This window comes from Rhizobium laguerreae (assembly GCF_002008165.1).
Classification (GTDB): domain Bacteria; phylum Pseudomonadota; class Alphaproteobacteria; order Rhizobiales; family Rhizobiaceae; genus Rhizobium; species Rhizobium laguerreae.
On sequence record NZ_MRDM01000014.1, the window covers coordinates 765026 to 785452 of the forward strand.

At 61.3% G+C, this 20427-nt stretch carries 18 protein-coding genes; 8 read left to right on the forward strand and 10 right to left on the reverse strand.

What is annotated here, in order from left to right:
* Positions 1–37 precede the first annotated feature (37 nt).
* The 3 genes from BS630_RS19620 to BS630_RS19630 all read right to left on the reverse strand — a co-directional run bounded on the left by BS630_RS19620 (position 38) and on the right by BS630_RS19630 (position 3794).
* Complete coding sequence (locus BS630_RS19620) at positions 38–1720, reverse strand: hypothetical protein (RefSeq protein ID WP_077978717.1); 1683 nt, start codon at positions 1718–1720, stop codon at positions 38–40.
* Positions 1720–2778, reverse strand: a complete 1059-nt coding sequence (locus BS630_RS19625; protein ID WP_077978718.1) for a glycosyltransferase family 2 protein — start codon at positions 2776–2778, stop codon at positions 1720–1722. The genes BS630_RS19620 and BS630_RS19625 overlap by 1 nt, the downstream gene beginning before the upstream one ends.
* A gap of 107 nt (positions 2779–2885) precedes the next feature.
* Positions 2886–3794, reverse strand: coding sequence for an AraC family transcriptional regulator (locus BS630_RS19630; protein WP_077978719.1), 909 nt, complete (start codon positions 3792–3794; stop codon positions 2886–2888).
* 203 nt (positions 3795–3997) lie between these two features.
* Between BS630_RS19630 and BS630_RS19635 the strand changes: the two genes are divergently transcribed.
* Positions 3998–5044, forward strand: coding sequence for an NAD(P)-dependent alcohol dehydrogenase (locus BS630_RS19635; protein WP_077978720.1), 1047 nt, complete (start codon positions 3998–4000; stop codon positions 5042–5044).
* 176 nt (positions 5045–5220) lie between these two features.
* On the opposite strand, the gene BS630_RS19640 is transcribed toward BS630_RS19635, so the two are convergent.
* The 3 genes from BS630_RS19640 to BS630_RS19650 form a co-directional block, all read right to left on the reverse strand.
* Entirely contained in the window at positions 5221–7176 is a 1956-nt protein-coding gene (locus tag BS630_RS19640; protein ID WP_077978721.1) for an elongation factor G, read from the reverse strand.
* 209 nt (positions 7177–7385) lie between these two features.
* Positions 7386–8651, reverse strand: coding sequence for an NAD(P)/FAD-dependent oxidoreductase (locus BS630_RS19645; RefSeq protein WP_077978722.1), 1266 nt, complete (start codon positions 8649–8651; stop codon positions 7386–7388).
* Positions 8652–8760: 109 nt separating this feature from the next.
* Positions 8761–9225: an Lrp/AsnC family transcriptional regulator gene (locus BS630_RS19650; RefSeq protein WP_003541227.1), complete on the reverse strand. Its 465-nt coding sequence runs from the start codon at positions 9223–9225 to the stop codon at positions 8761–8763.
* A 158-nt stretch (positions 9226–9383) separates the two neighbouring features.
* Here BS630_RS19650 and BS630_RS19655 point away from each other — a divergent pair, with 158 nt between their 5' ends.
* The 5 genes from BS630_RS19655 to BS630_RS19675 all read left to right on the forward strand — a co-directional run bounded on the left by BS630_RS19655 (position 9384) and on the right by BS630_RS19675 (position 13617).
* Positions 9384–10103: an aspartate/glutamate racemase family protein gene (locus BS630_RS19655; protein ID WP_077978723.1), complete on the forward strand. Its 720-nt coding sequence runs from the start codon at positions 9384–9386 to the stop codon at positions 10101–10103.
* Positions 10104–10333: 230 nt separating this feature from the next.
* Entirely contained in the window at positions 10334–11251 is a 918-nt protein-coding gene (locus BS630_RS19660; RefSeq protein ID WP_077978724.1) for a bifunctional helix-turn-helix transcriptional regulator/GNAT family N-acetyltransferase, read from the forward strand.
* A 60-nt stretch (positions 11252–11311) separates the two neighbouring features.
* Positions 11312–11935, forward strand: coding sequence for a TetR/AcrR family transcriptional regulator (locus tag BS630_RS19665; protein WP_077978725.1), 624 nt, complete (start codon positions 11312–11314; stop codon positions 11933–11935).
* Positions 11936–12045: 110 nt separating this feature from the next.
* Positions 12046–13254: an MFS transporter gene (locus BS630_RS19670; RefSeq protein WP_077978726.1), complete on the forward strand. Its 1209-nt coding sequence runs from the start codon at positions 12046–12048 to the stop codon at positions 13252–13254.
* A 132-nt stretch (positions 13255–13386) separates the two neighbouring features.
* A complete protein-coding gene (locus BS630_RS19675) occupies positions 13387–13617 on the forward strand; it encodes a DUF6429 family protein (RefSeq protein WP_077978727.1) in 231 nt (76 codons plus the stop codon).
* A 21-nt stretch (positions 13618–13638) separates the two neighbouring features.
* Here BS630_RS19675 and BS630_RS19680 read toward each other — a convergent pair whose 3' ends face one another.
* Positions 13639–14055 carry a winged helix-turn-helix transcriptional regulator gene (locus BS630_RS19680; protein ID WP_077978728.1) on the reverse strand — a complete coding sequence of 139 codons (417 nt, stop codon included), beginning with the start codon at positions 14053–14055 and terminating at the stop codon, positions 13639–13641.
* 123 nt (positions 14056–14178) lie between these two features.
* Here BS630_RS19680 and BS630_RS19685 point away from each other — a divergent pair, with 123 nt between their 5' ends.
* Positions 14179–15066, forward strand: coding sequence for an SDR family oxidoreductase (locus tag BS630_RS19685; RefSeq protein WP_077978729.1), 888 nt, complete (start codon positions 14179–14181; stop codon positions 15064–15066).
* Positions 15067–15293: 227 nt separating this feature from the next.
* On the opposite strand, the gene BS630_RS19690 is transcribed toward BS630_RS19685, so the two are convergent.
* Positions 15294–17024 carry a WG repeat-containing protein gene (locus tag BS630_RS19690; protein WP_077978730.1) on the reverse strand — a complete coding sequence of 577 codons (1731 nt, stop codon included), beginning with the start codon at positions 17022–17024 and terminating at the stop codon, positions 15294–15296.
* Positions 17025–17295: 271 nt separating this feature from the next.
* Entirely contained in the window at positions 17296–18048 is a 753-nt protein-coding gene (locus tag BS630_RS19695; protein WP_077978731.1) for a pyridoxine 5'-phosphate synthase, read from the reverse strand.
* A 443-nt stretch (positions 18049–18491) separates the two neighbouring features.
* On the opposite strand from BS630_RS19695, the gene BS630_RS19700 reads away from it, so the two are divergent.
* On the forward strand, positions 18492–19184 hold the full coding sequence (locus BS630_RS19700) for a MerR family transcriptional regulator (RefSeq protein ID WP_077978732.1): 693 nt from the start codon (positions 18492–18494) through the stop codon (positions 19182–19184).
* Positions 19185–19281: 97 nt separating this feature from the next.
* Here the strand turns inward: BS630_RS19700 and BS630_RS19705 are convergent, their stop codons facing one another.
* Positions 19282–20409 carry an ATP-dependent DNA helicase gene (locus tag BS630_RS19705; RefSeq protein ID WP_003560862.1) on the reverse strand — a complete coding sequence of 376 codons (1128 nt, stop codon included), beginning with the start codon at positions 20407–20409 and terminating at the stop codon, positions 19282–19284.
* Positions 20410–20427 lie beyond the last annotated feature (18 nt).

Sequence of the window (20427 nt, forward strand, 5' to 3'; positions counted from 1 at the left end):
CTCGCCCAGAGGCAGTTGATCCGCGAAGAGCCGGAGCCTATGACGCCGTAGCGCAACCAGCAGGGATCGAGAGAGGCTCTGCCGGCATCGTCTTGTCGATTGCGTAAAGCTTTGCGAAACCCGCATCTTCGACCAGCGTCAGGCCCGCCGGCATCAAGGTGCCGACATAGCGGTCGGGGATATCGGCATTGGCGACGAGAACGAAATCGAAACGCCTGCGCCAATCCGACAGATAAGGCGTAAAGTTTCTATATTCCTGCATCATTGCCGGGCATGAAAGCACGCCGATCGACAGCAAATTGCCCTCGGGAACCGAGATCTCAGACCATGGCGGCAGAACGGAGAGCGGCTGCTTGCCTTTTGCCGTGAAGAGCGTCGGCACGAAAGCATGAGACAAGGGCACGGCGAGCGTCGGCAAGTGCCGGAAGGTATCCAGCCCCCAGGCAAAATGCCGGTTGGAGTGGGCAAGACTGCTCACCGTCTCGGGTTCATGTCCCAGAGGCAACACGGCCGCACCGGCCGGCACTTTTTTAAGCACCGTCTCGACGGCGGCAACATCCTTCTGTGCCAGCCACCAGTTCCAGCCGACCCAACCGCTGCGACCGAAGACTGCGAGATTGATGATGAGCGCCAGCAACAGCGCTTGCCGGCGCGGCAGATTGGCGAAAGGGCACACCATCGCCATGGCCACGAGCGCCGTCATGATCGGAAAGCGCCAGCTGATCCAGCCGGTTCCGAGCATGTGGCGAGGTGCAATGCAGGACAGCAACAGCAATCCGCAGGCGGTGACGGCAAGCCCCGCATGGATGCGGATATCGCTCCCGCGGATGGCACGCGTGCAGATGAGGATCAGCGGCAGAACCAAAACGACATCCACCACCGGGACATAGGTGGTGATGGCGGAGAGCAGGTTCAGAAGGATCAGGACGATGCCGTCGTTCCAGGCAAGGCCGAGGCCGTTGCCGCCGGCGTTGGGCAAAGCCGCAGTATGGAGATAGAGCGCGAGCGGCGGCAGGACGCAGGCGCCGAGCGCCAGCGCCAACCGGCCGGCGAGCCTCATCAGAGCCGCCTTCGATCGCACTATTTCGATGCGCCAGGAAAATTCGAGGCCACAGACGATCGCCATATAGAAGCCAAGCGCGAAGAGATGCATCACCGTCAGCAGCAGCGCGGCGGCGAGCCGCCAGGCAAAAACCAGGGCGGGATTTCTGCGCTGCAGCCGCAGATCAACGCAGGCAAAGAACAACGCCATGCCGAGGCCGATCTGGAAGTTGATGAAGCCGCCGATCATGGTGGCGCACCAGCCGAGCGACAGCATGGCGGTCTGCCAATGGTGTCGGCCGCCGAAAAGCGCGCGATGCAGGCCGATTGCCCCGAGCGGCGGCAGCACGATCGCCAGGAAAAGCAAAGCCCGCGCAAGCCTGTCTGCGCCGACAAGCGGCCCCAGCCTGGTGGCCAGAACGTCGATCCCGACATTGGTGAAGGTGCGGTTCCAGTCGACGACATAGATTTCAGGAAACGGCTGCTCGCCGATCCCGCCAGTAAGGAGCCAGATACGGGCGTAGTGATTGGCGTAATCGAGAACCGGCGGAAAGGGAAACAGGAGAACCAGAGCCGCGGCAAATCCGACGAAAGCGGCAATCGCAACGGTGGAATCCTGCCTGGCGATCGATTCCTCAGGCCCGGCTGCGGCCACAGCAGGCGCGGCAATCCGGTCCATTATCCGATCCGGCTGTTCTTTTGCGAGCGCGGCGGCTCTTTTGATGCAAAGGCCGCATCCAGCGCGGCGCGCTTGTCGCTGGCGCTCATCTCCGAGAAAGCGATCGACAATTCTGCTTGTTCACTGCCGCGCACGATCGTCTCGACCATGAACATCGGCCGCTTCTTGCTCTCTTGTACGAGACGGCCGAGATACTCACCGATGATGCCGATGCAGATCAGCTGGATAGCGCTGAAGGCGCTGACCGCGGCCATGATCGACGACCAGCCGGTCACCGTCTCGCCCTGCAGCCAGCGAACGAAGGTGTAGATGAGCAACGCGATCGCGACGCCCGCGCTCATCATGCCAAGCCAAGTGCTGATGCGCAGCGGCGTCGTTGAAAAGCTGGTGATCGCATCGAGAGCGAAATTGATCATCTTTCGCAGAGGATATTTCGTCGTGCCGGCAAAACGGGCGTCACGCTCGTAAGGCAGCGCCACCTGCCTGCCGCCGATCCAACTGACCATGCCGCGGATGAACCGATCGCGCTCCGGCATCGCCAGCAGGATATCGACGACACGCCGGCGCATCAGCCGGAAATCACCGGTATCGCGCGGAATGGTCACGGAAGCGAGCTTGGACAAAGCGCGATAGAAAAGCGAAGCGGAGGCCAGTTTGAACCAGCTTTCGCCCTGACGGCGCGTGCGCTGGCCGTAAACGACGTCGGCGCCGCGCTCCATGATCGGCATCATCATCAAAAGCAGCTCTGGGGGATCCTGAAGATCGGCATCGATCAAAAGCACGCGCTCGCCGCGCGACGCGGAAAGACCCGCCGTCGATGCCAACTGGTGGCCGTGATTGCGCAGAAGACGAACACCGAGCAGCTGCGGCACATCGGCCGCCAGATCCGAAATGATCTCCCACGTGCGGTCGGACGAGCCGTCATCGACGAGAATGAGCTCGAAGCCATCGCCGGCAACACTATGCGCGGCAGCAGCGGCGCGGCGGCAGAATTCGCGCAAGCCCTCTTCCTCGTTGTGACAAGGAGCGACGATGGAGAGAAACGGTGCTTGCGTCATGCGGACATCTGGGCCTGCTTGATATCTGCCGCAAGACTAGTCGGAAACGTCAAACAATCCTTTAATGATCGCACCGCGCTTGGCACGTTCTTGCTGGGCGCGGTACTCTATTCCGCCGCCATGACATCGCGGGCGCCGTCGACATCGCGGGCCGGCGAAGCGCCGTAAAGGCGGCTGTATTCGCGGCTGAACTGCGACGGGCTTTGATAACCGACGCGGTGACCGGCCGTGCCCGCATCGAGCCGCTCCACGAGCATCAGACGACGCGCCTCGTGCAGGCGAAGCTGCTTCTGATACTGCACCGGCGTCATCGCCGTGACCGACTTGAAGTGGTGATGGAACGACGACACGCTCATGCTGACGCGGTCGGCAAGGTCTTCGATGCGCAGCGGCCGCGCGAAATTCTCCTTCAGCCATGCAACGGCGCGCGCAATCCTGTTGCTGTGGCTATCTGATGTGGCAATGTTGATCAGCCGCGCGCCATCCGGCCCGGTCAGCACGCGATAGAGGATTTCCTGCTCGATCAGCGGCGCCATGGCGGGAATGTCGCCCGGACGATCGAGCAAACGCAGCAGCCGGACGGCAGCATCCAGGAGCTCTGGCGGAGCGACATTGACCGCCATCCCGCGCTGCCCGTCGGTATGGGCGGCCGGACGCGGAATATCGATGCGGCTAAGTAATTCCAGCAGCTTTTCGGAATCGATTGCCAGCCCCAGGCAGAGATGCGGAACCTCGGGGCTTGCCTCCGTGACGCGCCAGGCGACCGGCAGGTGGAGCGAGGTCAGCAGATAGTCGCCGGTCCCGTAGCTGATAAGTTCCGTGCCGAGGCGCAGGCTCTTGGCCCCCTGCAGTACAAAGGCGAAACAGGGCCGATAGCTGCTGTGCAGCGGATCGCTGGGCCTGGACCGGCGGCTGACATGAAGATTGCCGATATCAGTCGAGAACTCGCCGTCACCAGGCGCGAAGCGCATCGCGATGTCGACGATCTCCCGATAGGGGCTGAAAGGCAAAGTCATGGGGCAACTCTTTCTGTCAACTGTCTGACGCCGGCTATACCGCCCCTATCTAGAGTGTCTTCGCCATTTCGCAAACAGGCAGGCGTCTCACTTTTGCAGGATCGTGCAAAAAGCTGAGAGGATCGCTCTAACCGTCTCACGCAGTTCCGGGCAATAGTCCACCATCCCGTTCAACCCCTCCACAATCGAAAAGGAAGGTTCCCATGCCTATTGCAAGAGGCTACGCCGCGACCGACGCTTCCAAGCCGCTGACCCCTTTCACCTTCGAACGCCGCAACCCGAACCCCGATGACGTCGTCATCGACATCAAGTTTGCCGGCATCTGCCATTCGGACATCCACACTGTCCGCAACGAATGGAAGAACGCCGTCTATCCGATCGTGCCGGGCCATGAGATTGCCGGCATCGTCTCGGCCGTCGGCTCCGCCGTGACCAAGTTTAAGGTCGGCGACCGCGTCGGCGTCGGGTGCTTCGTCGATTCCTGCATCGGCTGCGCCGAGCGCGACCTCGATCGGGAACAGTATATGCCGGGGCTCGCCGGCACCTACAATGACTTCGAAGCTGACCGCAAGACACGGACCCAGGGCGGTTATTCCGACTCGATCGTCGTTCGGGAGGGCTATGTCATGTCCATTCCGGACAATCTGCCGCTCGATGCCTCCGCGCCGCTGCTCTGCGCCGGCATTACGCTCTACTCGCCGCTGCGCCACTGGAATGCCGGCCCCGGCAAGAAGGTCGCGATCGTCGGCATGGGCGGTCTCGGCCATATGGGCGTCAAGCTCGGCGCCGCCATGGGCGCCGATATCACCGTTCTCTCCCAGAGCCTTTCCAAGAAGGAAGATGGGTTGAAGCTCGGCGCCAAGGAATATTACGCCACCAACAACCCGGAAACCTTCACGAAGCTCGCCGGCACGTTCGACTTGATCATCTGCACCGTCAGCGCCGAGATCGACTGGAATGCCTATCTCGGGCTCCTGAAGGTGGATGGTTCCTTCGTGGTGGTCGGCGCGCCGGAAAACCCGATCCCCGTGCATGCCTTCTCGGTCATCCCCGGCCGCAAGAGCATTTCCGGCTCGATGATCGGCTCGATCAAGGAAACCCAGGAAATGCTCGACTTCTGCGGCGAGCACAACATCGTCTCCGAGATCGAGAAGATCAACATCCAGCAGGTCAACGAAGCCTATGAACGCGTCCTGAAAAGCGACGTCCGCTACCGCTTCGTCATCGACATCGCCTCGCTGGCGGCCTGAGGAATGAGAGGCGGCTCGCGAGAGCCGCCTTTTTGATAAAGGCATCCTCCATCCGTCCTTATGCTGAGGTGCGATCCAAAGGGTCGCCTCGAAGCATCGCCGGTCAACGCCGCTTCTGCCCGCCGCATCGGAGCGCCCCGCTCGTGCTCGATGTTCCGGCCTCTGGCCTGCGCACCTCAGCAGGAGGATCTCGTGGACTGCAGCCGCAGCAGATATTCGACTGGATTGAACGGATCAGGCCCCGAACGCCGGCGCAGGCGCGGCGGCCCGGCCATCGGGGCGTAGTGATCGAAGCCGGTTTCCATCGTCCCCACCCCGCTCGTCAGCCCCGGCAATTGCTGATGGACGCTCTGGACCATCTGAGACGCCAGAGTGCCTTCGAGCCGCGCTACGCCATCGGCAATCACGGAACCCGTCGTCACCGCTGCCGATTTGGCAAGCAAGGTGAGCACGCCACTCAAACTCTCCGCCGGCGCTTCGAGATTGAAACCGTCGACCGGCTCGCAGATGACGGTTTCAGCGGCCGATAGCGCCGTTGCCAGCACCCAGGGCGTCAGCTGGCGGAAATCGGCGGCGGCGCTTGCCGGCGAACTGTGCCGGGCTGCCGTCATCGCCACGTGGCAATCGATGACCTGCCAACCGAAAACACCTTGCTTCAGCGTCTCGAACACGGTTTCCTCGATGGCCCGGTAAAAGGCTGCCGGCATCTGGCCGACATCCACTTCCAGCGCGAAGCTGTTGCCCGCGCCGGCAGGCCGCGGCTCGACCCGCAGACCTACCGTCGCCAGGAAGGGATTGGGTTCCTTGAAGAGGATCTGTAAGCCGGTCCCAGTTCCTACAGGCCTCTCGACCAGAATGACCGTACTTTCCTCGAAGCTGGCGTCGAGGCCGAAATCCGTCAGCAGGGTCGACTGGATAACCTCCTTCTGCACCTCGCCATAGAGCGAAACGAAGACCTCGTCCGTTTCCTCGTTCCGGCGCAGATTGATCAGCGGATCCTGTTCGGCCATCTGGTTCAGCGCAAGCCACAGCGCCGCCTTCTCGGAAGGTCGCCGGGCAAGAACTCGGGTTTCCAGCGTCGGCGGCGCGAAGTAAGCCCGTCTGGCGGAGAGCGGATCGCCGCCCACCGCATCGCCGATGCGGGCACCGGTTAGGCCGCCGACACGCGCGATCTGCCCGGCGCGGACGCTGTCGACGCCATGGCTGCGGCCTTGCTCGAAGAGCTGGATCGCGGTTACTCTTTCCGGGCCTTTCGGCAGATCCAGATATTGCCGGAGCCGCACCGTGCCTGAGGTCAGTGAGAGATAGCACAGCTTTTCCCCGCCCCAGCCGCGCTCGATCTTGAATATCTTCCCGGCAACCGGACCATCTGGATCGGGGCGCCGCTCCGGCAAGATCGTCGCAATGGCCGTTGCCAGCGCGGCTATGCCGACACCGGTCATCGCGGCGCCTGCAAAGACGGGATGCACGAGGCCGCGCGCCACCTGACCGGCTAGAGAGCGGCCAAGCCTTTCCTCCGTCAGGCGCTCGGGGGCGAGCACATAATCCTCGAGCAGTGCTTCGTCGTTTTCGCCGAGCGCCTCGCAGAGCGCCGAAAAAAGCGGCTCGCATCCCGGAGAGAGCGCCTCCACCCCGGCAAGTTTGCTGCCGGCATCGATAACCGCGGACATGGCGATCGGCCGGACCGAGAGCTGCGCGGCAAGTGTCTCCAGCACCTCCTGATAACGGGCACCGAGACGATCGACCTTGTTGACGAAGAAGACGAAGGGAACGCCAAGCCGCCGGAGCGCCCGAACCAGCACGCGCGTCTGCGCCTGCACGCCTTCGACCGCCGAAACGACGACGACGGCCGCGTCGAGCAATCCAAGCACCCGCTCGACCTCGGCGATGAAATCGGGGTGGCCGGGCGTATCGATCAGATTGACGACCCTGTCGCCGATCGCAAACGACACCACCGCGGCCCTGATCGTGATGCCGCGTTGCCGTTCGAGCTCGAGAGTGTCCGTCTGTGTATTGCCGGTATCGACGCTGCCGAGTTTGTCGATGACGCCGGCGTCAAAAAGCAGTCTTTCGGTAAGGCTAGTCTTGCCTGCATCCACATGGGCGAGGATGCCCAGATTTAAAGTGCGCATGAACCACCAATTTCTCAGAAATTCGGATGTGATTTTCGTGAGAAGTGAGTCTGCGCATTGGAACCTCTACTCGCTGTAGCTACGGCTGGATGCGTAACCCCCGGTGGTATCCGGAAGACACGGCGCAAACCTAAGGGCGGATCCGAAGATATGTCAAGCTTGGCTACATCGCTGCTTCAAGGCTTGGCCTCTGGAGGACGGGAGAAGAGTTACTCCTCCTCCCGCATCGTCTCCCGCTGGGTGATCAGCCGGGCGCTGTGCTGGCCGCTCAGATAGATCCACAGCCAACTCCAGGCGACGGAGAAGCGCGAGCGGGTGCCGATCAGGAAGTAGATATGGGCAAGGCCCCAGATCCACCAGGCGAGCCAGCCTTTCAGCTTGATCCGGCCGAAATCGATGATCGCCGCACTCTTGCCGATCGTCGCCAGGCTGCCCTGATGCCAATAACGGAAGGGCGCCGGCGCCGGTTTGCCGGACAGGCGCGCGCGGATGACCTTGGCGACGTAACCGCCCTGCTGCTTGGCGGCGGGCGCAATGCCCGGCACCGGCCTGCCATCCTCGCGCATGACGGAGGCGGTATCGCCGACGACGAAAACGTCGGGCAGGCCGGGCGCGCTCAGATCGTTCTCGACCACGACGCGCCCTGCCCGGTCGGCCGGCACGCCGAGCCATTGCGCTGCCGGCGACGCGGTGACCCCGGCGGCCCAGACGATCGTCCGGCTGGCAACGAAGGTCTCGCCGATCTTCACGCCGTCGGCGTTGCATTCGGTCACCGGCTTGCCGAGATGGATCTCGACCCCGAGTTTCTCCAGCGCCTTCTGAGCATAGGCCGAAAGCTCCTCGGCGAAGGTCGGCAGCACCCGCGGGCCGGCTTCGACCAGAACGACGCGAGTCTTGCGCGTGTCGATGTTGCGGAATTCCTTGGGCAGCGTGAAATGCGCGAGTTCGGCGATGATGCCGGCCAGCTCGACGCCGGTCGGCCCCGCCCCGACGATGGTGAATGTCAACAGCGCATCGCGCACGGCCGGGTCGGCCTCCATCTCCGCCTTCTCGAAGGCAAGCAGCACGCGTCGACGGATCGTCGTCGCATCCTCAAGGGTCTTCAAGCCGGGCGCCACCGGCTCCCATTCGTCGTGGCCGAAATAGGCATGTGTCGCCCCGGTCGCCAGCACCAGCGTATCGTAACCAAGAGTCATGCCGTTGCTTAAGGAAACCGTCTTCGAACCGCTGTCGACGCCGGCGACTTCGCCGAGCAGCACCGTCACGTCAGGTCGGTCGGCATAGAGGCGGCGGATCGGCCAGGCGATCTCCGAGGTGGAAAGAATGGTGGTCGCCACCTGATAGAGCAGCGGCTGGAAGAGATGGTGATTGCGCCGATCGACCAGCGTGATCTTGACGCCGGCACCTTTCAAGCCGTTGACGAGCTGCAGCCCGCCGAAACCGCCGCCAACGACGACGACATGATGATCGCTCATGACCTACCCCTTTTGCGCCATTTCGCTCAAAGCCAATGTGGCCTTCGCCGCGATGGTTGCAACTGCCGTTTCGGCATAGCTCCCCTGCATCCCGGTCGGTGGACCCGGCTCAATCGGCATACCCCACGGGGATCGCCGTGCCGCCCTTCAGAAGCTCCATCGAGATTGAGGCCGAGACGTCGAAGAGCTCGATCTTGCGCACGATCTGCTTGTAGATCACATCGTAGTGCTCGACGCGCGGCAGCACGATCTTCAGGATGTAGTCGTGATTGCCAGTCAGCCGGTGCGCTTCGACGATCTCGGGAATGTCGCTGATGATCCGGCGGAAGGTCTCCGTCCATTCGTCGGAATGGTGCGCCGTCTTGACCAGCGCGAAGACCGTCGTCGGCACGCCCATCTTTTCCCGGTCGAGCACGACGATGCGCCGGGCGATATGGCCGCTCTCCTCCAGCCGTTGGATGCGCCGCGAGCAGGCCGATATCGAAAGTGCCACGCGCTCGGCAAGATCGGTCACGGATATGCCCGCATCCTTTTGCAGCATGTCCAGAATGCGTCTGTCGCGATCATCAAGCATGTGTCGAACATATACCTCTCGCGTCTTTTTTGCAGGATTTCATAAAATGACGCAAAATCCTGTCACATATATGACGCGAGAGACAAACAAAGCAAACACATCGCGCCGGGATTGCGGCATCATTTTCGAAAGTTCAGAAGCATGGAGAGCATGAAGAGATGGAAACGATCGGCCTTATCGGCGGCATGAGTTTCGAAAGTTCGGCGGTCTATTACCGTGTCGTCAACGAGATGGTGCGTGACCGCAAGGGTGGCCTCGCCTCGGCCGAACTCATCCTGCATTCTGTCAATTTCGAGGAGATCGTCGCGCTTCAGAAGGCCGGCGACTGGGATATGGCCGCCCGTCGCCTCGCCGACGTGGCGCTGCGCCTGCAGATCGCCGGCGCCGGCTGCATCCTCATCTGCACCAACACCATGCATCTGATCGCCGACAAGGTCGCAGAGAAGATCTCCGTACCGCTGATCCACATCATCGACGAGACCGCGAGATCGCTGCATGCGGCCGGCCGCAAGCGCCCGCTGCTGCTTGCTACCCGCTATACGATGGAGCACGGCTTCTATAGCGACCGCATGAAGAGCCTTGATGTTGATATCATGGTGCCAGATGCTAGCGACCGCACGACCGTGCACGACATCATCTTCAACGAACTCTGCGCCGGCAAGGTGCTCGACAGCTCTCGCGACAAGCTCATGGCAGTGATTGCACGCGCCATCGACAACGGCGCCGACAGCATCATCCTCGGCTGCACCGAGATCTGCATGATCCTCGATCCCGACCATTTGCCGCTGCCGGGCTTTGACACCACCGCGATCCATGCGAGGGCGGCGGTCGATTTTGCGCTCGGCGCAGACGAAGCGGCAGAAGAGGAAGCAGCTTGATATTGCCATGTTAGTTGACTCAGTCCACTAAATACAGGACAAGATCTCCAACTGGAGATCTTGTCGGACTGCTGACAAAGTCGGCCAACTCCTCTTTCGTCATGCTCGGGCTTGTCCCGAGCATCTGCAACCGGTGCAGCAGATCCTCGGCACAAGGCCGAGGATGACGCCGAGCAAAGAGCGAGGTTTGTCAACAAACTGGCAACGATCTCCATCTGGAGATTTTTGCCATGTCCGATATTGCCCTCATCGAAACCGCTCGCGATTTCAACCGCTTCTATACGAACTTCCTCGGCCTGCTGAACAAGGCCTATCTCGACACGCCCTTCACGCTGACGGATGCCCGCATCCTCTTCGAGGTCGGCTCGCATGACGGCGTCAGCGCCGCCGCACTTGTCCGCGACTTGCATCTCGACGCCGCTTATCTCAGCCGCATCCTCAAGCGTTTCCGCGCCGAGGGGTTGATCGAGACCAGCCCCGATCCGGCCGACCTGCGCAGCCAGGTCATCATTGTCACCGACCGGGGACGAGAGCAGTTTAAAGAACTCGGCCGGCGCGCCAATGCGCAGATCGCCGCCCGTTTCGACAATCTCGCCAGCGGCGAGCCGGAGGCCGCGGTCTCCGCCATGCACACGATCCGCACGCTGCTCGACCCGGCGGCAAAGCCCGCACCGGCCATCATCCGCGCCCACCGCGCCGGCGATATCGGCTGGATCGTTCAGAGCCAGGGCCGTTTCTATGCCGAGGAATATGGCTGGGACCTGCGCTTCGAGGCGCTGGTGGCCGACGTCGCCGGAAAATTCCTCGCCAATTTCGATCCGGCCAAGGAATATTGCTGGATCGCCGAACGCGGCGGCGTCAATATCGGCTCCGTCCTCGTCACCAATAGCGGCGACGGCATCGCCAAGCTCCGCCTGCTCTATGTCGACAAATCAGCCCGCGGCCTCGGGCTCGGCAAACTGCTGGTCGACGAATGCATCCGCTTCTCCAGGCAGAAAGGCTACCGCGAACTCTCGCTCTGGACCAACGACATGCTGGAGACCGCCCGCGCCATCTACGTCAAGGCGGGCTTCCGCCTTGTCTCCGAGGAGAGACATCGCATGTTCGGCCCTGAGGCCAACGGGCAGACCTGGGTGCTCGACCTTTGAATTTGCTGCGTCGCAGAAATTTCACTTGATTTGGAAACGTTCATTCCCTAATTAGGCGCCATGACCGTTGCCACTCTCACATCAGAAGCAAAGACCCGCAGCCGTGGCCGTCCGCGCGAGTTCGATATGGACGCCGCATTGGATTCGGCCTTACGGGTCTTTTCCGAACGCGGCTACCACGCCACCTCGATCAGCGATCTGACCGAGGCAATGGACCTCGCCTCTGGCAGTATCTACAAGGCGTTCAAGGACAAGCGCGGCGTCTTCCTCGCCGCTTTTGGTCGTTATCGCCAACTCGGCCGGTGGCGTCTCGAAGCGATGATTGCGTCGGCGGAAACAGGCCGCGACAAAGTCTTCCAGATGGTGATGTATTATACCGAGCTCTCCTATGGCGAGGCCGGCCGTAAAGGCTGTCTCGTCGTTGGCGGCGCCAACGACTTCGCCCTGCTAGACGAGGAAGCGGCTGCCCACGTCGTGACTGCCTTTGCCGCAGACGAAAAGCTGATGGCCGATCTCATCCGCATCGGCCAGGCAGACGGCAGCATTCCGAAGACGGTGGACCCGGATGCCGCCGCCCTCGCCTTCCTCTGCTTTACCAAGGGCCTGCGCGTCATCGGCAAAACAGGACGCAGCAGGGAAGAGATGATGTCTGCGGCCGAGGCCGCGATGAAGCTCGTGACCTGAACAGTCCGCACCGTGGACGAGAGAAATACCGGCATTCGGTCAAGGATCGGGTGGCCGCAGCCAGCATTTTTGCATTCAATCCCTACAATCTTTGAATACCGGAGTTTCTGATGAGCGTTTCAGCCACCACGCCGGATGAGGCCATTCCCCGGGAGTTATCCCCCTGGCTCACCTTCCTTTTCGCCGCCGCCTGCGGGCTGGTGGCCGCCAATCTCTATTACGGCCAGCCGCTCGCCGGTCCGATCAGCGCCGATCTCGGCTTCACGCCTGCCGCCACTGGCCTGATCGTCACGCTGACGCAGATCGGCTATGGTCTCGGTCTGCTGCTGATCGTGCCGCTCGGCGACCTCACTGAAAACCGCCGTCTGGTATTGATGCTGATCGCCGTCTCTGCCGTTGCGCTCATCGGCGCGGCGCTGTCTTCGACGCCCACAACCTTCCTCGTCGCCTCGCTCTCTATCGGTCTTTCATCGGTCGCAGTTCAGGTCCTGGTTCCCTTTGCCGCCAACATGGCGCCTGATGCAACGCGCGGCCAGGTCGTCGGCAACGTCATGAGCGGCCTGCTCTGCGGCATTATGCTCGCCCGCCCCTTCGCAAGCTTCGTCGCCGAGGCCTCTTCCTGGCATGTGGTCTACTACGTCACTGCAGCGCTCATGCTCGTGCTCGCCGTCGTGCTCCGCGCCAACCTGCCGGTTCGCCGGCCGACGACCAGGCTACGCTACGGCGAATTGCTCGCCTCCATGGGCCATCTGGCGCTGACGTCGCGGGTGTTGCAGCGCCGGGCGCTCTATCAGGCCGGCATGTTCGGCGCCTTCAGCCTGTTCTGGACGACGACGCCGCTGCTGCTCGCAAGTCCCGCCTTCGGCCTGACACAGAACGGCATCGCCCTCTTCGCCCTCGCAGGTGCTGCCGGCGCGATCGCCTCGCCGATTGCCGGCCGGCTTGCCGATCGCGGTATGACGAAGATCGCCTCGACGCTTGCCATGCTGCTCGGCATGGCTGCCTTCCTGATTGGCCATTTCGCCGGCGACGGCTCGCTTGGCGCTTTGCTGCTCTTGACGGCAGCGGCGATCCTTCTCGATTTCGGCGTGACAACCAATCTCGTCTGCGGCCAGCGCGCCATCTATGCGCTCAACCCGGAACACCGCAGCCGGCTCAACGGCCTGTTCATGGCGACCTTCTTTGCCGGCGGCGCACTGGGCTCAGCACTCGGCGGCTGGGCCTATGCGACCGGCGGCTGGACGATGACGGCCTGGATCGGCTTCTGCTTCCCGGCGCTGGCTTTCCTGCTGTTCCTGACGGAAGGACGCGGCAAGTAAGGCGCCATTAGAATCCAGGATCGAACACCTAAACCTTGACAGAGCCAACTTTTGGATGCCCACCTCCAGGAGGCAGCGTATTCATCCGTTTGAGATCTGCAGAATTTTCGCCTTTTTGCATGGGATTCCGGCATGGAGATAGACGAAGAGAAAATCGACGATGCCGTTCTCGCATTGTTATGGCTGACCCTGCATGACGGAGACCGTGCCTGGAAGGGTTTTGACTGGGGCGTGATGGACCATTTGCATCAGAAAGATCTGATTGCAAATCCCGCGGGCAAGGCCAAGTCTGTGGTTCTGAGTGACGAAGGTTTGCGACGATCGGAGGAATTGTTCCGCGCTCTGTTTATGCGATCGACCTGATAGTCCGATTTATCAGTGGCACTAGCCGTTGGCGGAATCGAATTGCGAACGGGCGGCGCGAACCGCATCATGGTTCGCTTCCGCCCAGTTCAACAGTTGCGCCAGCGTCTGATAGAGCGAGCGGCCGAGTTCGGTCATCGAATACTCCACACTCGGCGGCTTGGTTGGGAACACCTCGCGGTGGATGTAACCGTCCCTCTGCAGGTCGCGCAGCGTCTGCGTCAGCATGCGCTGCGAAATATCGGGGATCATCCGCCGCAGCTCGCCGAACCGGTAGGGCCGATCCGCCAGCACATCGAGGAGCAGCGTCGACCATTTGCCGCCGATCTGCTGCATCATGTCCCTGACCGGGCAATTGCCGAAATCGAGGCCGGCAAGATCGATCTCGCGCCGCGTCCCCGGCATCCTGTTCTTCAAACTGAGGACTGCACCGCTCATCTGCTGGTTCCCTTTTGGTAACGTACAGCCGAAAAACTGCCTCCTTTACACCGCCAAGTCAATTCCTATTCTAGCGTTACTCTCTTTTTGAGACCACCGCTGAAACATAGAAGGAAACGACTTATGAGCGAAACCATCCTGGTCACCGGCGCTGCCGGGCAGCTCGGCCAGCGAGTCATCCATCACCTCATCGAGACCTACAAGGTCGCCCCCGGCAACATTGTCGCGGCAACGCGCAGCCCCGAAAAGCTCTCCGAACTCGAAAAGAAGGGTGTGGTCACCCGCAAGGCCGATTTCGATGACGCGGCTGGCCTGGAAAAGGCTTTCGCCGGCGTCGACCGGTTGCTGATCATCAGCACTGACGCACTGGATACTCCCGGCAAGCGCCTCGCCCAGCACCAGGGCGCCGTTGCGGCGGCAGTCAAATCAGGCGTAAAGCACATCGCCTACACCTCGATGCCGGCGCCTGACAATTCGGTCGTCACCTTCGCGCCCGATCATCTCGGCAGCGAAAACGCCATCAAGGCAAGCGGCATCGCCCATACGATCATCCGCGACGCCTGGTATCACGACAACTATCTGCACGGCATGCCGCACAATCTGCAGGGCGGCAAATGGTACAGCGCCACGGGCGGCGGCAAGATCTCGACCATCTCGCGTGACGACTGCGCCCTGGCGATCGCCGCAGCCCTTGCCTCCGGCACATCCGAGAGCGCCACCTATACCGTAACCGGCACCCAGTCGCTGAACAGCCGGCAGATTGCCGCCATCGTTTCCGACGTCGCCGGCAAGCCGCTCGAAGTGATCGACGTCACCGACGAACAGCTCGGCCAGGGCATGCGCGGCGCCGGTCTTCCCGGTTTCGTCGCCGACATGCTGGTTTCTGCCGACGCCAACACCCGCGCCGGCAAGTTCGACATCGTCACCGAAGACTTCTCCAAGCTGACCGGCAAACAGCCGCAGCCGTTGAAGGATTTCTTCGTGGAGCACAAGGCTGCCCTGACCGCCTGAGGCAACGCTTGTCGCCCCTGTCCTTTGGGTTTAGCCCAAGGACAGGGGTGCTGTAGACACCGTCCTTGATTGCAAAAAAGCTTCATTCCAAGTGCGTCATTCACGACGAAGACGCCTGCGGCTGAATTCTGCGACAAGAACATGACCGAGGGACCATTGGAGAATACCGCGCTGTTTCTCGATACGGGATCGCCTGACGACTTCATGACGCAGAAAATAGCCGATCCTTAGAATTGCGAGACGAAGCGAGGCGGTTTTTCCCTAAGGTCGAGCCCGTATTCAAGCTCGGCCCGCATCCAGAGAACACCGCTTTCATAGGGATCGTCAGACATTGTCTCAGCTCGCGCGTGGGCGACATTACTGTCAGGCCAGTTCTTGATGCACGCGACGCTCTCGCGTCTCCGCTCGTTCCGGTCGATCGCACACCATTCTTGTCTCTCGTCGAACGGAACCCATACGAGACCATCCCGGAAACAGGTGATGGCGCGATATTTCGGCTCGACGACGATATTCCCGGCTGCATCCGCGATGCCCCAAAACAAGGTTCCGTTCGAATTCCTGGAGACGCGCTGTCCGCCGTCTGGTTCGCAACGCAACTTTGATTGCCGATCCTCCAGGCGGCGCGGCTCGGAGACTTCACGTCCTGATGCGTCAATCCAGAACTTCCGCGCATCCTTCGATACCGCATAGGCGCCGGAATCGGGCTGCATCTCGTCGAACTGAGGAGCGAGGGCCAGCAAACCGCCACTGTCCAATATACCCCATTTGCCGTCAATCTTCACGCCGGCAAAGCCACCGCTGAAACCAAATTGGCTCTGAAATGACGGCGGATCGACAAGCAGTTTGCCGTCCTGCTTCAGAAATCCCCATTTTCCATTGTACCGAACCGATACGGGGAATTCGCAAGTCATGTGCATGTCGTCAAAGAGATACGAAACCGTCGGCTTTTCGTCCGCTCCTACGACCTGAATACGGTTGCCGCTGTGCATGAATTTGATACCCGACGGACATACCGCAAGCACCTTCCCATCCTCCGGGTCGGGTATCAGATCCCCGGCACGGTTGAGCCCGATCCACTGGCCGTTGACCAAGATCTTGGTCACCTCACCGGAATAATCGGGCAATCTCGCATCGTCAAACAAACGCCCGCCAAGCAACCGTCCCGCCTCGTCAAGGACGCCCACTTTCTGGCGTTCGGTCACAAGGTAAAAACCGTTTCGATACCCATGAATCCTAAACTGCTGTGGGGCGAGAATAGTTTGACCGTCCCGGTCGATCGCGCCGCATTGGGTGGCGTCGGCCAGGCCATGTTGGGCGGACTGATCTTCGTGTCCGGTCGGCCGGCCATAACAGACAATTGCTCTTCCTCCATGGAGTTTACCGGCTGTTTCGAAGCGAGGCTCGATCTTCCAGGTTCCGTCGGGAGCAAGCAATCCGTATCGTTTATCTCCCGGTTGAGCGGCCCAGACGAAAGTGCCGAATTCGAATTCTTTAATGGCCAGCTCGTCCTTCAGGATCTTTCCCGAAGGCAGATCAATGAGCAGATAGCGCGAATCGGCTCTTTGGAAAAAAAGTTCCTGAGCCGTAAAGCGTAAAAGGCCATAGGCATCCGACGCGACCGCTTTGCCGGGACGAACGAGCGCCGCCCCGGCTCCGAACGGAATGGCACGCGCATAGTTCGGCGACAGCAGAAACTTTCCCGTTCTATCGACAATTCCTGCCTTGTCACCAACCACCACTTCGGCGTGCCCATTGCGAAATCCGCGGGCAAGGTCGAACGCAGGCGCGATCACCATCTCGGCACTCAAATTGATATAGCCGAATTTGCCCTCGGAGCGCACGGCGGCCAGCCCCTCCGAGAAAGGAAGCCCAACTTCGAACTTGCGATCGATCCGCGGTTCTAACGTCGCTCTGTCGATATAGCCGCACAGAGCGTAGACGCCACCGCACCTTTCCACCCATCTTTCCGGTCGGGGATCGGCGACTCCAGCTCCAACGGAGCAGAGCAAACACGCCCATGCCGCCGTGATAAACATAAGTTGACGCGTAACAACTCTCATCCTATCACCGCCGGTTGAAGGAACTAGGAGATGCTCGTGTGTTGGAAATATGGCCGGTCCGCAGGTCAGATGTAACGAACACAGGAATCCTGCGCCCTCATTCGCGGCACGAGAGACCCTTGCAGGGCAAGTTAGTCGCCGCCAATACGCAAGAAGTAAGCGACCTTCCTCAAACCACCTGCCCGCAAGCCCGGCAGAAGCGGCGCACCGTTTCCGCCATGCCGTATTCCAGTGCATCGGCGGTCAGGCCGTGGCCGATCGAGACCTCGGCAAGCTGGGGAATGCGCTTCACCAGATCAGGCAGGTTTTCGACCGTCAGGTCATGGCCGGCATTGACGGCCAGCCCGATCGCAAGGGCCGCATCCGCCGTCCGTCCGAGCGCTTCGAGGATCGGCGCCGCCCGCTCCGGCGCGTCGAAGCAGCCGCCATAGGGGCCGGTATAGAGTTCGATTCGATCGGCGCCGACCGCCTTGGCGATCTCGACCGCTTCTGCATCCCCGTCACCGTCGGCAAACAGCGACACCCGGCATCCCATCGTCTTCAGCCGCGCGACGGCATCGGTCAGGAACGCCTGGTGCTTGCGGAATTCCCAGCCGTGATCGGAGGTCGCCTGCGCGGGATCGTCAGGCACCAGCGTCACCTGCTCGGGTGCTGCCCCGGCACAGAGCTCGAAAAATTCCTCTGTGGGATAACCCTCGATATTAAACTCGGCCTTGGGAAATTCGTCATCGATCAGATTGCGGATGACGGGCAGGTCGGAGAAACGAATGTGCCGCTGGTCGGGGCGCGGATGCACCGTCAGGCCGCTGGCGCCGGACGCGAGTGCGATCCGCCCGAGCGCTTCGACGCTCGGCCAGGGCAGGTCGCGCCGGTTGCGCAGCATGGCGATGGCATTGAGGTTCACGGAGAGCTTGGCGGGCATGGCTGATATCCATCGGTCACGGAAACGGGAGGCCCTGCTTTTAAGCCAAGGGCCATGCGATGGCCAACGAGATTCGCAGATGGATGCGATGCGGATCGCTGATGAAACCCCGGTATTTCGGCTCGGCATTGACCGGGTGCGCACGGCAAACAGTATTTCCCGTCGCCGTTGAAGACGACCGACCGATGCGGCGGTGCAACACATGTCTTGCTGCAGCACACCCGAAATCATGCCGTCACGTTGCTATCCCATTTAAAAGAGATTATTTTTAGCACTTATAAAAAAGATCGTTCACGCATAACGTGGACATCGTATCGCGTAGTGTACGCCGCGTACTGCTTCTTTCCCAATGAGAAGAACGCCTAGAGGAAACCCCACTCGCCGCGCATGGGAAGCAACTGGCAAAACCGCATGAGGTGCAACAACATGCCCCAGGAGGGTTCATGCCAGACGGTTCCAAACGCCTGTTTGCCACCGCCGGTATCGCTTCGGAGGCCCGGTCGAAATACCGGTTCCTGCCTTCGGCCGCGCTACCGCCGGATCTACCGGATGGTCCGGTGCCCATTGCCGACATGGCAAACGCATTCGGCGTCACGCACAGGACACTGCATTTCTATGAAGAGAAAGGGTTGATTTCAGCCAACCGCATCGGCCTGATGCGGGTCTACGGCCAGGACGACGTGATGCGCATGGCCGTCATTACAGTCTGCCGCGAAACCGGCATGCCGATCGCCGTTATCCAGGAACTGATGGACGAACTCCGCAACGCTGATTCGCAGGAAACGGCTGAGGCGATGTTCCGCGAGGCCCTGCAGGTGCGCAAGCGCGAACTGACGGCCGAGATGTCGACGCTGCACCGCCAGCTCCAGCAGGTTGGCGACCTCCTGGATTTCGACGGCGGCGTCGAGTCGCCGCCATTGAACGACAATCAGGACAGTGCAAGCCTGACCGCACAGGAGCGGCGTTGCCTGGAACTGATGGCGGAAGGCTATTCCACCCAGCGAATCGCCCGGGCGCTCGACCTGAAACATGACGAGACCCGTGACCTGGAGGCCGGAATTATCCTGAAATTTCGCGCCAACAACCGCTTCCAGGCCATCGCCAAGGCAGTTCTGCTCGGTATCGTGCAGGCTTAACGCCACTCACGAGCCACCCACCTGAGACACGGCCGCCACCGTTTCTTGTTCGCCAGTCAAGATCGGGAATGCGACCTGGTCGTAGGTGCGACTGGAATTAGCGGACGATTGTCAGCGTCTCCGCCGCGCGCGTGATCGCGGTATAGAGCCAGCGTTCCCGGGTATCGCGAAACGCCCAGCTCTCGTCGAAGAGCACGACATCGTTCCATTGCGAACCCTGCGCCTTATGCACCGTCAGCGCATAGCCAAAGTCGAACTCGTCGTATCGTTTGCGGGTGTTCCAGGGAATCTCGCCCTCGACATCCTCGAAGGCCTGCTTCAGCAGTTTGATCTTGGCAGCCCCGCGGTCCATGTCGTCGTCTTCGGGGCGAACGAGCAGATTGATGCCCGGCTTCGTCGTTTCCTTGGATGAGGTCATTACCTGCCAGAGCGAACCGTTGAGCAGGCCCTTGGCCGGATCGTTCCTGAGGCAGACGAGCTTGTCGCCGGTCTGTGGATAATCGGCGTTGAAGCCTTTTAGCTCGCGCAGGCGCTGATTGTAGCGCCGCCGCGTGCGATTGGTGCCGACGAGCACCTGGTCGGCATCGAGCACCAGCTGCTGCGTCACCTCGTTCTTCGAGATCACCTTGGCCGTGCCGTAATCGCCGTACATCACCTCATTGCCTTCGCGCACCTGCATGGCGAGCTTGATGATCGGATTGTCGCGCGCCTGCCGGTGGATATCGGTGAGCAGGTAGTCCGGATCCTGATTGGTGAAGTAGCCGCCGCCGGTCACCGGCGGCAGCTGGCCGGGATCGCCGAGCACCAGGATCGGCGTGCCGAAGCTCATCAGATCCTTGCCAAGCGCCTCGTCCACCATCGAGCATTCGTCGACGATGATCAGCGCCGCCTTGGCGACCGGGCTTTGCCGGTTGATCGAAAACATCGGCGCGATCGAGGTCTTGCCCGTTTCCTCGTCTTCCACGGCCTCCTCGCCGCGCGGCCGGTAGATCAGCGAATGGATCGTCCGGGCGTTGGAGGCGCCGCGCGAGCGCAGCACCTGCGCCGCCTTGCCGGTAAAGGCGGCAAACAGCACGTCGCCATCGACATTCTCGGCGAAATGCTTGGCAAGCGTCGTCTTCCCCGTTCCGGCATAGCCGAACAGGCGAAAGAGCGGCGAGCGCCCTTCCTTCAGCCATTTCGAAACAGCCTTCAGGGCTTCGTCTTGTTGCGGCGCAAATTGCATGATCGCAGGACTTGGCAG